At 64.6% G+C, this 15322-nt stretch carries 16 protein-coding genes; 4 read left to right on the forward strand and 12 right to left on the reverse strand.

What is annotated here, in order from left to right:
• Positions 1-44: 44 nt before the first annotated feature.
• Both WG208_RS17500 and WG208_RS17505 read left to right on the forward strand, forming a co-directional pair.
• Positions 45-866 carry a LytTR family DNA-binding domain-containing protein gene (locus tag WG208_RS17500; protein WP_337172675.1) on the forward strand — a complete coding sequence of 274 codons (822 nt, stop codon included), beginning with the start codon at positions 45-47 and terminating at the stop codon, positions 864-866.
• Positions 863-2062 carry a histidine kinase gene (locus WG208_RS17505; RefSeq protein ID WP_337172676.1) on the forward strand — a complete coding sequence of 400 codons (1200 nt, stop codon included), beginning with the start codon at positions 863-865 and terminating at the stop codon, positions 2060-2062. Before WG208_RS17500 ends, WG208_RS17505 begins: the two co-directional genes overlap by 4 nt.
• A 1321-nt stretch (positions 2063-3383) precedes the next feature.
• Here the strand turns inward: WG208_RS17505 and WG208_RS17510 are convergent.
• On the reverse strand, positions 3384-4142 hold the full coding sequence (locus tag WG208_RS17510) for a hypothetical protein (protein ID WP_337172677.1): 759 nt from the start codon (positions 4140-4142) through the stop codon (positions 3384-3386).
• A 275-nt stretch (positions 4143-4417) separates the two neighbouring features.
• Here WG208_RS17510 and WG208_RS17515 point away from each other — a divergent pair, with 275 nt between their 5' ends.
• On the forward strand, positions 4418-5239 hold the full coding sequence (locus WG208_RS17515; RefSeq protein ID WP_337172678.1) for a PEP-CTERM sorting domain-containing protein: 822 nt from the start codon (positions 4418-4420) through the stop codon (positions 5237-5239).
• Between the two features lie 105 nt (positions 5240-5344).
• Here the strand turns inward: WG208_RS17515 and WG208_RS17520 are convergent, their stop codons facing one another.
• From WG208_RS17520 to WG208_RS17535, 4 genes are all read right to left on the reverse strand, one after another.
• Complete coding sequence (locus tag WG208_RS17520; RefSeq protein WP_337172679.1) at positions 5345-5593, reverse strand: Txe/YoeB family addiction module toxin; 249 nt, start codon at positions 5591-5593, stop codon at positions 5345-5347.
• Positions 5594-5665: 72 nt separating this feature from the next.
• Positions 5666-5950, reverse strand: coding sequence for a type II toxin-antitoxin system Phd/YefM family antitoxin (locus WG208_RS17525; RefSeq protein WP_337172680.1), 285 nt, complete (start codon positions 5948-5950; stop codon positions 5666-5668).
• A gap of 278 nt (positions 5951-6228) precedes the next feature.
• Positions 6229-6645, reverse strand: coding sequence for a type II toxin-antitoxin system VapC family toxin (locus tag WG208_RS17530; RefSeq protein ID WP_337172681.1), 417 nt, complete (start codon positions 6643-6645; stop codon positions 6229-6231).
• An 11-nt stretch (positions 6646-6656) separates the two neighbouring features.
• Positions 6657-6923 carry a hypothetical protein gene (locus tag WG208_RS17535; protein ID WP_337172682.1) on the reverse strand — a complete coding sequence of 89 codons (267 nt, stop codon included), beginning with the start codon at positions 6921-6923 and terminating at the stop codon, positions 6657-6659.
• A gap of 283 nt (positions 6924-7206) precedes the next feature.
• On the opposite strand from WG208_RS17535, the gene WG208_RS17540 reads away from it, so the two are divergent.
• Complete coding sequence (locus WG208_RS17540; RefSeq protein ID WP_337172683.1) at positions 7207-8199, forward strand: MBL fold metallo-hydrolase; 993 nt, start codon at positions 7207-7209, stop codon at positions 8197-8199.
• A gap of 61 nt (positions 8200-8260) precedes the next feature.
• On the opposite strand, the gene WG208_RS17545 is transcribed toward WG208_RS17540, so the two are convergent.
• From WG208_RS17545 to WG208_RS17575, 7 genes are all read right to left on the reverse strand, one after another.
• Entirely contained in the window at positions 8261-8587 is a 327-nt protein-coding gene (locus WG208_RS17545; protein ID WP_337172684.1) for a hypothetical protein, read from the reverse strand.
• Positions 8588-8934: 347 nt separating this feature from the next.
• The gene (locus WG208_RS17550) at positions 8935-9870 is read right to left on the reverse strand and encodes a hypothetical protein (RefSeq protein WP_337172685.1); all 936 of its coding nucleotides are present in this window, start codon (positions 9868-9870) and stop codon (positions 8935-8937) included.
• Between the two features lie 69 nt (positions 9871-9939).
• On the reverse strand, positions 9940-10239 hold the full coding sequence (locus tag WG208_RS17555) for a hypothetical protein (RefSeq protein WP_337172686.1): 300 nt from the start codon (positions 10237-10239) through the stop codon (positions 9940-9942).
• Positions 10240-10420: 181 nt separating this feature from the next.
• Positions 10421-11617: a type II secretion system F family protein gene (locus WG208_RS17560; RefSeq protein ID WP_337172687.1), complete on the reverse strand. Its 1197-nt coding sequence runs from the start codon at positions 11615-11617 to the stop codon at positions 10421-10423.
• Between the two features lie 15 nt (positions 11618-11632).
• Positions 11633-12799 carry a type IV pilus twitching motility protein PilT gene (locus WG208_RS17565; RefSeq protein WP_337172688.1) on the reverse strand — a complete coding sequence of 389 codons (1167 nt, stop codon included), beginning with the start codon at positions 12797-12799 and terminating at the stop codon, positions 11633-11635.
• Positions 12800-12888: 89 nt separating this feature from the next.
• Positions 12889-14730: an ATPase, T2SS/T4P/T4SS family gene (locus WG208_RS17570; protein ID WP_337172689.1), complete on the reverse strand. Its 1842-nt coding sequence runs from the start codon at positions 14728-14730 to the stop codon at positions 12889-12891.
• The gene (locus tag WG208_RS17575) at positions 14690-15310 is read right to left on the reverse strand and encodes a ComEA family DNA-binding protein (RefSeq protein ID WP_337172690.1); all 621 of its coding nucleotides are present in this window, start codon (positions 15308-15310) and stop codon (positions 14690-14692) included. Before WG208_RS17575 ends, WG208_RS17570 begins: the two co-directional genes overlap by 41 nt.
• Positions 15311-15322 lie beyond the last annotated feature (12 nt).

A 15322-nucleotide genomic window follows, 5' to 3' on the forward strand; every position in this document is an offset into this window, starting at 1 on the left:
GTCACGCAGTGGACAGCTCCTGCCCGAGCCACCAGCTTCCCTGCATGATCAGCCGGATCCTCATTGCGGATGACGAACCTCTGGCGCGTGAACGTCTGGTCGCGCTCACGAGGTCCTACGCTCCCCAGGCGGCGTTGCGGGAGGCCCGTAACGGAACCGACGCCATCGCACTCATCGGCTCGTGGAAGCCGGACGTCGTCCTGCTGGACATCCAGATGCCGGGCGGCAGCGGCTTCGATGTCATCAGCGCCGTGGGCGTGGAGCACATGCCGGTCACCCTGTTCATCTCGGCGCACGACGAATTCGCCCTGCGTGCGTTCGAAGTGGCGGCCCTCGATTACCTGCTCAAGCCGTTCGACGATGTCCGGTTCGCGGCCGCCTGGCGGCGTGTGACCGAGCGTCTGGCCACGGGCGCCGTGCTCGAACAGGCGCGCATCCTGGGCACGCTGCTGCAGCAGCGTGATCCGGCAAGCGACAGTGCTGCTCCCACCAACGCACGTGCGGCCCATCTGGCGGCGAAGGCACCGCACTGGGCCGATCGCATCGTGGTGAAACACGACCAGCGCACCTTCGTGGTGATGCTCTCCGACGTGCAGTGGATCGAATCGGACGGCAACTACATCGTGCTGCACGCCGGACGGGAACGGTATCAGGTGCGGGAGACGCTCACGAGCCTCGAATCGCGTCTCGATCCCCGCCGGTTCCTGCGCATCCACCGGCGCACCATCGTGGACATGCGCGCCATGAAGGAATTGCAGCCGTGGTTCGGCGGCGATCAGATCATGATTCTGCGCGACGGCACGCGACTCAAGGTCAGTCGCAACTACCGCGCCGAAGTGGCCCGTCGTCTGGCTGGCGAACCGTGAACGCCGGCCCCGCGACTGGCCGTCTGGTCAGTGGTCGTTCGGAATGGCCGCTCCGTGCGGCGTTGGCCGGGTTCTGGCTGCTTCCTGCGATCATGGGCACCATCGGATTCCGATTGGTGCCCTCCAGACTCAATCCGGAACTGCCCACCTGGGCGTTGTTCCTCTCGCAGCTCGCCATGTGGGGCACGTGGGGAGTCTGGACGGCGCTCATCTGGTACGTGGGCGACCGCGTCCCGTTTCGGGCCGGTGAACGGCTGCGTGCACTGGCAATTCACATCCTGCTCGCCGCCGTGGTGGTGGTGGTGCAGATCTTCGTGCAGGCCAGAGTCTCGGTGGCGTTCGGGCTCGCCGAGCCCCGCGGCTTCGAGAGCACACTGGTCGTCGGCATCCGCTCCGCCGGTGATGTGTTCCTGGTGATCTTCTGTGCCATCGTCATCGCACAGATGGCGCTGCGCTGGTACGGCCAGTGGCAGACCGAACGCCTGCTGGCCGCGCGCATGGGTGAGGATCTCGCGCAGGCGCAGTTGCGGGCACTGCAGGCCCAGCTCAATCCGCACTTTCTCTTCAACGCCCTCAATTCGATCGTCACGCTCATCGGTCGGGATCCGGCACTGGCGCAACAGCTCGTGGTGCGTCTGGCGGATCTGCTGCGCGCGGCGCTCAAGGCCGGCGACGGCCAGGAGATTCCGCTCGCCCAGGAGCTGGAGTTCACGCGTCGGTATCTCGATATCGAACTCGTGCGCTTCGCCGACCGACTGCAGGTGGAATGGCCCGATGAACCCTTGCCGGCGGCCATCGTGCCGGCATTCGCCCTGCAGCCACTCGTGGAGAATGCGTTGCTGCACGGCATCGCGCGTCAGACCACGCCGGGCATCGTCTCGATCGACGCCCGGCATGACGGTGGTGTGCTGATGCTTCGTGTACGCGATACCGGGCCCGGTCTGGTCACGGAAGGGAATGGCGCCCTGAGGTCACGTGGCACCGGCACCGGCCTCGCCAATCTGCGGACCCGCCTCGAACGTCTCTATGGTGCCGCGGCGGCACTCACCGTGCAGGGCGGCGTCGAGGGCGGCGTGGAGGCCACATTGCGCATTCCCTTTCGTGCGGTGGACGCCGCCGTCAGCGTGGCCGCCGATGCAGGCAACGGCACACAGAGGATGACCGTGGGCGCGAGTGGCATGCCGGCGATGCGCTGACCGTTGGCATCGTACTGCGACCACTGACTGTTGGCCACATACGCGAACCCCCCGCGCCAGAATGTCCCGATGGTGGGATCGGTGGCAATGGACGGTTGACGGTCAAGCACCTGGACGCTGTCCACGCGCGTGCGTGCCGAATCGAACGTGATGCGCACGACACGCGCGGGCGTCACGCCGTTCTGCACGGCGATGACGGCTCCGTCATGCCAGAGCAATCCATCGAGTCCGAGCACCGTGGTGCCGGGAGCATCCTGCAGGCGTTGCACGCGAGACACGGCTGCGGCTGCGGATGCGGACTTCGACGCGCGGGCCGGCTCGGAGAAGTCGACGAGAAACAACCCGTGCGCATAGTCGGCCACCACCGCCGTGCGCGTTCCCGGAATGGGCGCCACCCCCTGCAGCGAGCGAAACCAGGGATCACGGATGGTGAACAAGGTGCCACCTGTGGGCAGTACATGCAGACAGGCGGCCTCTGAATCGGAGACGATGACGGTGCCATCGGACGCAATCGCCAGGTCGCCGGCGATATGCACGATGTCGTCGGGCGGCAGTGCCCAGTACCCGAGCACCTTGCCGTCGGAGATGCGAACCTGCAATAGCGCACTGGGCAGACGGAACTTCGCGGACGCCTGCCCCGCCTCGTCGAGCATCGCCGCATGCGATCCCGTCGTGAGCCAGAGTGAACGACCGTCATGAGCCACCCGCACGCCGAAGATGGCCCCCACGCGTGGATCGCGGTGCACACCGAGGTCGCGTATGCGCCCATCGGCCGCATACTCGAAGACGGTGCGATGGCGGATGCTCGCGATGTACAACGCCTCGGTGCGTGGGTGTGCGTCGATTCCTTCGGCGAACACGGTGCTGTCCGCCAACGTCGCCGCGCGGCGGGCTTCCTGCGTGGGCCCGGTGAGCGTCCGCAACGTCGCATGTTCGGCCGATAACGCCGGCCAGGTCCACCAGCGTGAGAATGTCGTATCCGTGAGCAACGGGGCGGCGATCTGCATGCCGGTGAGCGTCCTGACGGAACGCAGCACCAGTGCACTGTCGCCGAGTCGGGCGGCCACACGTGCGAGAGACACCCAGTAGCTCGGTTGTGCGGGCCAGGCCGTGGTGGCCCGCAACAGATGGCCGCGCGCATCGGTGAGCGAACGCGTGCGCAGCGCTTCCCCATAGGCCGTGCGCGCCACCGTGGCGGAATCGGGTGACGGAGCGGACGATGGCAACTGCGCCGCCAGCGATGTCGCGCCAGACATCAGGGCCGTGAGCACGCATACGCCACTGGCACGGGCGACCGGCGAACGAGCCATCGACAAGCGGATCATTGCGGCTGCGGATACGCCGCATTGCGATCGAGCGCGGTGATCGCCGCACGCTGTAACGCCCGCACGGTGGCACTGTCCGCCGCACTGCCCGGGATGCTGGGCGGGAGTCGATCGGGACGGATGCCCCGCAAGCGCTCCAGCAGCGTCAGTGCCGCGAGATAGGTGCCTCTCGAAGTCGGGTGCAATCCGTCGCTGTAGAGCGGATCATAGGCCCCATACGCCGTCCACGCATCACCGGCCGGCACGAACAGGCCGCCCACACTCGCGGCCGCGTTGCGGTATGACGTCAGCACGTTCGGGAAATCGAAGAGGCGCGTCTGGAAGGGCCACACCATGAGCAACACCGGTTCGGCTCCGGCGGCGCGGATGAGTGGCGCAAACCGATTGGTCCACGCGCGCAGATGGTCCTGGCTGGCCGGCAGCGCCGACGACCCCTGCTGCAGCACGACGTACTCCCATGGACGTTCCTGCAGCCAGCGTGCCACCTGACCGTCATTCCAGTGCTCTTCCAGTGAATAGTCCGGCTCCGCGATGGAAGCCACGGAGATCGTGGTGTCGCCGGCGAGGCGCGCCAATCGGAGCAGCATCGACGGCAGGTCGTTCGTGTAGGTGAGCGAATTGCCGACAAAAAGGATGCGGGTACGGCCCGCACCAAAATCGGGCGCCGTGGCGACACTGCCGCAGGCGCCGAGCCCAACGAGTACGATGAGCGCGTACCGGGTGGCCGCGCGGAGAAGCAGGGGTGCAGAAGGCATGCCGCAGGCTATCCCCGTGTGCACGCGGTGTCGCGGTGTTCAGGGCCAACGGCGTGTCCCTACGGGCCGATGGTGGCTGCCGGGTGACGAACCGGACCACCACACACCTCATCAGCCATCAGATGCCTGGCATCCGGTCGAGCCCGGTATCGACTCATCGATGTCCGGCGATGTCCGGTATCCATGCGCGTTTTCGCGATATGACAATACGGTCACGGTCGTGACGACTCGTGACATCTGTCTCGTTTTCACCTTTCGATGCAGGACGGGAAGCGATGGAGCGCACTTCGCGATGGCTGACGACCGCGGTGACCATGGTGCTGGCGGTCTCAGTGACGGGTACACCGACCACCACTTCGGCGCAAACGCCGGTGGATCTCTCCGCCTGGCAGGCGCAGTCGTATCCGGTGATCTCCGGTTTCCTTCCCGGCAAGTGGACTGTGGCGGCCGACCACAATTCAGTGACGCAGAGCGTCAATGGACAACCCACCATGTACGCCAGCGATTTCATGGCGCAGGGCACGGAGGTCACCGGAAAGATCCGGGTCAACGGCAACCCCTGGGACGACGACTTCATCGGATTCGCCCTCGGCTACAACATCGGTGACATCGCGAATCCGGCCGCCAACTATCTGCTCGTCGATTGGAAGAGAGAGACGCAGAGCGGCGATTCCAAGGAATACCCAACCACCGCCAAGAAGGGTCTCGCGGTGTCACGCGTGACCGGCATCCCCATGGCCGACGAATTCTGGGGCCACATCGACTTCGCGGGTCACACCGGCGGAGGGCTCGAGGAACTGGCCCGTGGTCTGACGCTGGGCAATACCGGGTGGAGCCCCAACACCTGGTACTCGTTCCGCTTCGTGTTTCTGCCGGATCTGCTGGAGGTCTTCGTCGACGATGTCAAGCAGGTGTCGGTGAGCGGTGCCTTCAGCAATGGCAGTATGGCCTTCTACAATTATTCGCAGGAGGGCGTGACCTACAGCGCCTTCACGGTGCGTCAGGTGAGCACGGTGCCGGAACCATCCACCGTCCTGCTGCTGGCGACGGGGTTGCTGGCCACCGTCTTCGTGGCCAGGCGGAGACGCGCCAACTGATTCCGGCGCGGCGCGACGCCTGATGTGACAGAAGCCGCATCAGGCGTCGTCGTGTGTACGTCGTGTGAGTGGAACGTTTGTCGGCGGGGCCGGTGACGCTCAGGTTCAGTAGTGATAGCGGGCCTGCAGAAAGTCGATGGTCTCATCGTGGACTCTGTAAACCAGTCGATCCACACCCGTGATACGACGTGACCAGAGATCGGGACCCAGATGTTTGAGTGGTTCGGGCTTTCCGATTCCGTCGAAGGGGTCCCGCAGCGTTGCCTCGATCAGCTCGGGCACGCGCCGAGCAGTCTTTCGATTGGTGTCCACCCAGTATAGCAGATCCTCGAGGCACTCCGGCTGCACGATCATCTGCCTTTTGTCGCGCTGTTTGCCGCGCGACGGTCCCGGACCCCTTCTGGCAGGCCCCATTGCCGATCGGCCCTACTCGTCAATCTCGAGACCGAGCTGACGGCGCAATTCCGCCAACTCCACGGGCGGCGCCGTGCTCCCGGTCGAACGTGTGAGCGCCGCGAGCAGTCGCGCCGCATTCTTCGGTGAACGCAGGAGATGCGCCGTCTCCTGAAGACTTGCCAGTTCGTCTGCCGGGATCAGCGCCATATCCTGATGCCCCCGACGCTGGATACGCACTGGCGCCTGGCTGCTCTCGACCTCGTTCCACACCTCGGCGAGGTTGTTCCGGACGTAGCTGTACGTGGTGATGCTCACGTGCCCTCGATGTATTGTACAGGACTATTGTACAACACCTGAAGCCTTCGCCATACGGAAGATCATTCGCCGGGAAATCCGCGGGTATCAAGCCCGCGGCATCGCCGAACGCCGACGGCTGCCCCACCAACCGTCAGCGCTGCCCACAACATGACTTCGTTGACGGCCCACATGGCGAGCGGTGGCGACACCACCAAGGCATCGGCCAGTGAGCCGCGAACGAAGTCATGTTGCGAGTCTCATCCCTCGCGTCCTGAAGGACGAACTGGAACGTCCTCTTACGCGGCCCAGGGATCGATGACCGGAAGCCCTGCCGCCTCGAAGGGCGTCGTATCCCGGGTGGCCACGGCGAAACCATGCGAAGCCGCAATGGCCGCGATATACCCGTTCGGCACCGGCAACCCAGGACCGCTCTTTCTCGCCCGCAACGCGAGCTCGGCGTGATGCCGCGCGGCAGCGAGATCGAACGGCAACGCCCGATGTTCCTGCGACTGCAGCAGTTCGTCCACGAACGCGGTCAATCGTGTCTTGCGCTGTCCGGCTGGCATGGCGGCCACACCGAAGTACAGTTCGGCCAGCGTCACGCTGGTCAGAAAAAGCGCTTCGGCCGACTGGGCATTCAACCAACGCAGCACCCGCTCATCGGGCGCCGGTCGCATGGCTTCCGAAACCACGTTGGTGTCGAGAACGATCATGCCAGGGCGCGTCAGTCGAGCCGCATCGGTTCGTGCGGACCCTGACCATGAAGGATGGCCATACTCTCTTCCACGGCCGAAACATCCGCGTTGGTCAGCCCGACGCGCCGGCTCATGTCCGTGAGCAGCGTGCCAAGCCCGACGCGCTCGCGGGGGGCCACGGTCTCCTGGAGAATGGTCCGCACCTCGGCTTCCATGCTGCGCCCATGCTGGGCCTCCCGAAGCCGCAGAGCCCGGTGGATCTCCTCGGGAAGGTTCCGGATGGTCAGGACCGCCATATTTGCCTCCAGTGAAGTCAGTGAAAGCAATGATAGCAAAATGCCGTCATTGATGAATCACCCTGAAGACTCTGCCGAGGGCCAGTCCCCCACTCCATCCGGGAATAGCCGTCTTCCATGGTGCTGTTTACTGTCCAACTGGCACTATGAGCGGGAAGCACAGGGGCTACTGAATCTCAGCCACACTCGAGCGCGAGCAATGAGCGCAATACCGTCCTTCGATACTTCTCCCCAGTGGCGCGACGGTCGGTTCCGGAATCGCCTGCCGCGCATCGACGGCCCCATGTCGAAGATCCTGCGCGAGTTCTTCTTCGGCGGCTCGAAGCACCGGAAGCCCCGCGCGCCGATTGTCACCGAACATCGCATGTCCGCGGACTATGCGGCGGCGCCCACGACCGGCTTGCGCGTGACATGGCTCGGGCACTCCACCACGCTGCTGGAAATCGACGGCGTTCAACTGCTCATCGACCCGGTGTGGTGTGAGCGCGTGTCGCCGTTCTCATTCGCCGGCCCGAAGCGATTTTTCGCTCCGCCGTTGCCGCTCGACCAGCTTCCCGATGTCGACGCGGTGGTGCTGTCGCACGACCACTACGACCACCTCGACGCATCGTTCGTCCGGGCCATGGCCGCCCGTGTGCAACGCTGGATCACGCCCCTCGGTGTCGGCCGTCATCTCCGACAATGGGGTGTCCCGTCCGCGAAGATCGAGGAGCTGGACTGGTGGGACACCACGCGCCTTCGCGACGTGACACTCACCGCCACACCGGCGCGCCACTTCTCAGGTCGGGGACTTGGCACCACCGACCGCACACTCTGGTCGGGGTGGGCGATCACCGGTCCCGCGCATCGTGTGTACTACGCCGGCGATACGGCGATGCAGCGGGAGTTCGAGGAGATCGGTCAGCGACTCGGTCCGTTCGATCTCACCATGATCGAAGTGGGCGCCTACGACCCACTCTGGCCGGACGTACACATCGGTCCGGAGCAGGCGGTGCGTGCGCACACACTGGTGCGCGGCGGCGCGTTCCTGCCGTTGCATTGGGGGACATTCGATCTGGCGCTGCATCCATGGACCGAGCCGATGGAGCGCGTGCTGGCGGCAGGAGCGCGCGAAGGCGTGCGGGTACTCACGCCGCGCCCGGGTCAGATGATCGAACCCACGAATGCCGGCCCCGTCGAGCGCTGGTGGCCGGAGGTGCCATGGCGGTCAGCGAATGACGCCCCGATCGTGTCGACGGGGATGGAGGATGGGACGGGGAGTGACGATCACGCGTGATGCTTCGATTCGACGATCCGACGAATGGGCCCATGGACTCAGGCCAGCACGATGCCGCCTTTCACTGCGGCCATCGTTCGAGCTCACCCGTCACGGGGTCTTCCACTTCGTACCGCCCTCCCGTCGCCACCAGATGGTCGGTGAAGATCACGAGGTTCTTTCCGCCACTTCCTGCCGCTCGTGACGGTGCAGAGGAACACAGAAAGGCTCCGATTCCCAGGTCATTGGCCAACTCGCCGAGACATTGGGGCAATTCATAGCCGGTGAATCGGCCCAGAACATCGCGTTTCAATGGCAAGAACTCCTCGGTCAAATCATCCTCGGAAACAGCCAGTGCATCCAGAGTCGCCGCGTCGGTCAGGTCCACCACATCCGGCAAATCAACCATGACTGGTAGCGTCAGTCGACTCTCGCTGGGTGGCCCCAGCGGGCCACGTCGGACCGTTTTCGCTCCGAACACCTCCGCCTGCACGGTCGTGATGCCGTCTGAAAGGTAGAGAGACGGAAATCCCTTCAAGCGTGTATACCGATTGTGCTGGAAGAGATGCCCGATCGGCGCCAGCAACTTCGCGGCCGGTGCCAGTGCTCCCCGTCGCAGCCGATTCGCTGGCACTTCACGCGTCCACGCTCCGTGAACAGCAATACGTGCTACCGCATGGAGCGTAGCGTGCCACTCCTCGGCACGATGCGCGAACCGAGGATAGTACCGCTCGTATTTGGCGCGGTCCGGCCGCGTCACTCGCCCTCGCCGAGCCATAACCCCGCAACCCACTGCTCCACGGCAGTCGCCTGGCCCGGCACACACATGGCAGCGAGTGCCGACGTGTTGCCAAGCTTCGCCTGCGGCAACAGGAGCCACTTCCTGGCACGGGTGTCGTCCTTCCCATAGATGTCCCGCACCATGGCGAACACATTCGCAAACGGCGCCAGTCGCTCCTGCAGCGCGGGGCTATCGGGCGTCTTGTGTACGGTGGAGTAATTGACCCCCAGAGCCCGGGCGATTTCGGTCAGCGGTCGACCAAGTGCCCTGGCGATCTTCGACGCGTCCCAACGCCCACTGATGTCGTCGCGCAAGTCTCCGTCGGGCAACTCGAACATGTCCGTGGCACGCTGCGCTCCCATCTCCGCATCAGACGTCCCCCCCTCCGCGACATCCGATGGTGTCCCGTCCGATCCGGGAACGACGGCCGCAGCATGCCCGGGGACGACCAGCGTGCCGGCCCATAGCTGCTCCAGCAGCCGAGTCAGATAGGATCCCAGGACGTTGGAATCCTGAAGATCCTCGGGGCGCAGATACGCATCGGCGCCGGCTGAGATCGCCGCGGCGTGGGTGGCGGCATCGGGGACGCTCGCCGTCACGATGATCCCCAATGACGACGACCGCCCTTCTTCCGAGACATGCGGACTTCGAGCATGCACCGCACGAAGACGGGCAAGCGACGTGCGAAGTTGAATGGCGAGCCGGAACGGCTCGGAAGTCACTGTCGACGGCCCGACCAGCGCACGCCAGTCGGCAATCACCACCTCGAGATCTCCGGCTTCCGCTCGCCGCACCGCTTCGTCGAAGCTGCCCGTGGCGATGGGATGGTAATGCAGGCCGGCCAGCGTCTGCTTCACCGCATTACGGGCACCCAGATCGGGGTCGAGAATGAGAACATCGGCGATGGTCATCTTTGTCTCCAGTCTGAATACACCGATAATCTACTCTATTTATACCGCAACGCAACAGCAATACACCGATTATGGTATCCGTTTGTCCGTCTTGTTGCGGGCAATCAATCGACCATCCGCGTCAGGCGGCCTCGCGACGCCGCGCACAAACCCCGCTTCCCGGAGACGCACCCAGAGTCGAGGGAGTACCAACGACGCGACCTGCCCCGCAGCACATCCCCATCCAAGCGCACCAAGGAATCCGAGGACATCGCGATCGAGCCAGTGGAACACCAGCACGCCCGTGATGAGATACGTGGGCACTGGCAGCCAGTGCTCTACGGCGGGACTGGCATCACTCGTGGACAGGTCTGCGTTTGGTGAGCTCATGGCTTTCGGAAAGTCGAGCTCCCGTCCACCGGGGGCATCCCCCGGACGGGGGGGGGTGGAAGAGGCAACGCAATTATGCGTACGCAAAATTGCATAACGCAAATTGGCGTTCAAAGTCGACGAACAAACGGGGCCGGCCTTCCGGCCGGCCCCGCTTCCCTGCTCCGTCGACTGGCGCGGCTCACTTCACCGCATTCACCATGTCGAAGATCGGCAGGTACATCGCCACGATCATGCCGCCGACGACCACGCCGAGGAACACGATCATCACCGGTTCGAGCAGGGAGAGCAGCGCGCTCACCGCGGCGTCCACTTCGTCATCGTAGAAGTCGGCGATCTTGCTGAGCATCTCGTCCAGCCCGCCGGTCTGTTCACCCACGGCGATCATGCTGATCACCATGGGCGGAAACACCTCGCTCTTCTGCAACGGGCCGGCGATGGTTTCACCACCGGCGATGCTGGACCGTGACCCCATGATGGCGTCCTGCACCACGCGGTTGCCCGACGTGCGCGCCGTGATCTCGAGACCGTCCAGGATGCTCACACCCGACGAGATCAGCGTGCCCAACGTGCGCGTGAAGCGCGAGACCGCCGACTTGCGCAGCACGTCGCCCAGAACGGGTACCTTGAGCATGAGCCGGTCGATGACGAGCTGCCCCTGCGAGGTGGCGTAGTACTGCTTGATGAAGAACGCCGCGCCGGAGACACCCAGCAACAGCGCCCACCAGTAACTGTTGAGGAAATTGGAGAGCCCGATGACCACCTTCGTGGGCAGCGGCAGTTCCATTCCCACGCTGCCGAACATGTTGGCGAACACCGGAATGACCTTCCACAGCAGGATCACCACGCAGAGCGCGGCGACGCACATGATGACCGTGGGATAGATCATGGCGCCCTTCACCTTGCGGACGAGGGCGTCGTTCTTTTCCATGAAGATCGCCAGACGGTTCAGGATGGTGTCCAGAATACCGCCCGCTTCACCGGCCGCCACCATGTTGGTGTAGAGGTCGGAGAACGCCTTGGGATGCTTGCGCATCGCGTCGGCGACGGTGTTGCCCGACTCCACGTCGAACACCACCTGCCGCACCACGGCGCTGAGCGCCTTGTTCTCGCTCTGCTTGGCCAGGATGTCCAGCGCCTGCACGAGCGGCAGACCGGCGTTGATCATCGTGGAGAACTGTCGCGTGAAGATCACGATGTCGCGCATCGAGATCTTGCCCAGGCGCTTGGTGGGAGTCGCCTTGGACTCGTCCACCTTGATGATGGTCAGTCGCTGGCGTCGCAGCTGGGCAACGGCATCGTCACGACTGGGCGCGTCGATCGTGGCGGACTTGAGGTCGCCGTTGGTGGTCCGCGCGGTGTAGGTGAAGGTCGGCATCGTTTCTCCGGAGGCCTATCGTCGTGCTCCGACGAGCGAACGCTCACCGGGGCGGTTGCCATTCTGCGTCGAGGGCGGACTTCCGCTGTCGTCCAGCGGGCCCTTGCCGATCATGCGCAGGAATTCGTTCGGATCACCGGAGGAGCGCACGCACTCGTCCGCGCTCACCTGACGCGATACGTACAGCTGGTACAGCGCATCATTCATCGTCTGCATGCCGAACTTCTTGCCCGACTGCATCAGGGAATAGATCTGATGCACCTTGTCGTCGCGGATGAGCGCCCGGATGGCGGGCGTCACCACGAGGATCTCCGAGGCCATCGCCCGGCCGCGGCCGGTCAGACGCGGAAGCAGCACCTGCGTGATGATGCCCTCCAGCACGAAGGCGAGCTGCGCGCGCACCTGGCTCTGCTGGTGACTGGGAAACACGTCGATGATGCGATTGATGGCTTCCGCGGCGCTGTTGGTGTGCAGCGTGGCAAACACCAGGTGGCCCGTTTCCGCGATCGTGAGCGCGGCCTGGATGGTCTCCAGATCGCGCATTTCGCCGATGAGGATCACATCGGGATCCTCACGCAGCGCATACTTGAGCGCGGAGGCGAAGCTCTTCGTGTCCGCGCCCACTTCGCGCTGGTTGATGATGCAGTTGCGGTGCCGGTGGATGAACTCGATGGGGTCTTCCACCGTGATGATGTGACCGCGCCGCTCGGAGTTGATCTTGTCGATCATCGCGGCCAGCGTGGTGCTCTTGCCCGAGCCGGTCGGTCCCGTCACGAGCACCAGCCCGCGCGGCCGCTCCGCGAACGACGAGATCACCTGGGGCAGCTGCAGCTCGGCGAACGTCTTGATCTGGAACGGAATGCGACGGATGACCATGCTCACGCAGCCCCGCTGCTTGAACACGTTGCCGCGAAAACGCGAGAGGTTGGCGATGCCGAACGAGAAGTCCAGCTCGTCCTCCATCTCGAAGCGCTTCTTCTGGTTCTCCGTGAGCACGGAATAGGCCAGCTGCAGCGTATCGCGCGGCGTGAGGACGTGCTCGACACTGGAGTTCACGATGTCCCCGTCCACGCGCAGCTTGGGCCGGTCACCGGCCGAGACGTGCAGATCGGAAGCATCCCGCTCGATCATTTCATCGAGCAGGGTGCGCAGGGAGACGGGAGACTGTGCAGGAGCGGTCATCGGCGGGCAAGCGGGAAGCGGGGGCACACCGATGCCCCTCGGTCTGGACGAATCGTCGTCGGGACAGGAAACGTGGGTGTCACAGAATCTCAGTTCGCCGTTTCACGGATGACCTGATCGAGGGTCGTGACCCCCTTCAACACCTTGAGCCAGCCGTCCATGCGCAGGGTCAGCATCCCCTCGGCGATGGCCGAGTCGCGGATGGTCTGCACATCGGAGTTCTGCATCACCAGCTTCTTGAGCGCCGGGGTCATGAACATCACTTCGTAGACACCCTGACGGCCCTTGAGGCCGGTGCCGCTGCAGGCATCACATCCATGCCCCTTGAAGAAGGGCAGTTCGGCGATGCGGGTATCGAGCGACAGGTTGGTGAGGAAGGGCGCGGCTTCCGAAGAGGCCTTGAGCTTCGCGTTCTGCAGCGCTTCCTCGGTGAACCGGAGCTCCCGCATGGTGGTGTCCGGCTTCACCTTGGCACCCGCCAGCTCGGCGAGGTCGGGTTCGTACTTCATCTTGCACTTGGGGCAGATACGCCGGACGAGTCGCTGCGCCAGAATCAGATTGAGCGCCGACGCCACGTTGAACGGCTCGAGCCCCATGTCCAGCAAGCGGACGATGGTTTCCGGCGCCGAATTGGTGTGCAGCGTGCTCATGACCATGTGCCCCGTGAGCGCGGCCTTGATGGCGATGCCGCCCGTCTCCAGATCACGGATCTCACCCACCATGATGACGTTGGGGTCCTGCCGCAGGAACGCCTTGAGCGCCGCGGCGAACGTCATGCCGATCTCGTTGCGCACCTGCACCTGATTGATCCCGAAGAGGTTGTACTCCACGGGATCCTCGGCCGTCATGATGTTCGTGTCGAGATTGTTGATCTTCGACAACGCCGAGTAGAGGGTGGTGGTCTTGCCCGACCCCGTGGGGCCGGTGACCAGCACCATGCCATACGGGTTGGAGATGGCCTCCATCAACTCCCGTTCGGCGCGCGGTTCGATGCCGAACTTCTCGAGTTCGAGCGTGAGGTTGCCCTTGTCGAGGATTCGCAGCACCACCTTTTCACCGAACAGAGTGGGCAGCGTGCTCACGCGGAAATCGATGACCTTCTTGCCGATCTTGAGCTTGATGCGGCCGTCCTGCGGCACCCGACGCTCGGCGATGTTGAGCGACGCCATGATCTTGAAACGCGAAATGAGCGCGGCCCGCATTTTCATGGGCGGCTTCATCACTTCCTGCAGCGCGCCGTCGATGCGGTAGCGCACCCGCAGCTCGTGTTCGAAGCACTCGAAGTGGATGTCGGACGCGCCCTTGTGCACCGCATCGCCCAGGATGGCGTTGATGAGCTTGACGACAGGCGCTTCGTCGACCTGCGCGGCGAGCACGCTCGCATCGACGATGTCCTCCTGATCCTCGAGCACCTCGATGTCGTCGTCGTCTCCCGCGATGTCCTGCAGGAGGGACTGCATGTGGATCTCGTTGGCCTCATAGTGCTTCTCGATGGCCGCCCGCATGGAATACTCGCCGGCGAGCACCGGCACGATGTCGTAGCGGGTGATGAACTTGAGATCGTCCACCACGGCCATGGCCGTCGGATCGGCGATGGCGACGGTGAGTTGCCGGCCGTCCCGCTTGAGCGGCAACACGGTGTGCTTCGACGCCAGTTCCGCGGGGATCAGCTTGAGGAGGCGCGTGTCCACCTCGAAACGCGACAGGTCGACCGCCGGCATGCGGAACTGCCGCGCCAGCATGCGGACGACTTCGGTTTCCGGTACCATCCCCATGCGGACGAGAGTCAATCCGAGGCGCTGTCCCGGACTGGCGGATTGCTCCTGCAAGGCCTTCGTCAGATTCTCACGCGACAGGATCCCCTCGCGCACGAGGAGTTCTCCGAGTCGGTCAGCCGTGCGACTCGCCAACGATGCAGCAGGAGCAGCCATAGTGACGTGATTTCCGTCCAGACACGTACGCAGGGTGATAGGCAGAAGGGGGTGGTTCCCCACTGTGTAAGGGACGGTGCCGGCCTGAAAACGTCACCAGTGAATCCAGCAGGCGGAGGGTGGCCGGCCCGATGCCGCGAACGTGACGGAGGTCGTCGAGCGTCTGATAGGGGCCGGCCCGCTCGCGGCGCTCGACGATACGCCGAGCCATGGCCGGTCCCACCCGCGGCAAGACCTCGAGTTCGGCGGCCGTGGCGGCGTTTATATCGATAGGGAAAACGGGAGGGTCGCGTGGGGCACCCGCCTTCCGGGCCCGGGGCTGTGCGGCCTGGACGGCCTGCGGGCTCTGGGCGGTGCGGGGGCCGCGGGAAGCACGCGAGGGACGGGGAGCGCGTCGAGCGGAGTCGACGGCCGCCCGCTGGGCGGCCAGAGCCCGCGCCGCACCGGAGGCGGGCATCGCCGATGTCCCACCCAGGGTGGACCGTTCGAAGCGCTCCACGCCCCACGCACGAACACCCGTGCCGATGAGGGCCATCGCCACCAGAAAGCCCAGAATGCGTCGTTCGTCCGCGGTCGCCATGGGAGCAGGGTA

It is taken from the genome of Gemmatimonas aurantiaca (genome assembly GCF_037190085.1).
Taxonomy (GTDB): Bacteria; Gemmatimonadota; Gemmatimonadetes; order Gemmatimonadales; family Gemmatimonadaceae; genus Gemmatimonas; species Gemmatimonas aurantiaca_A.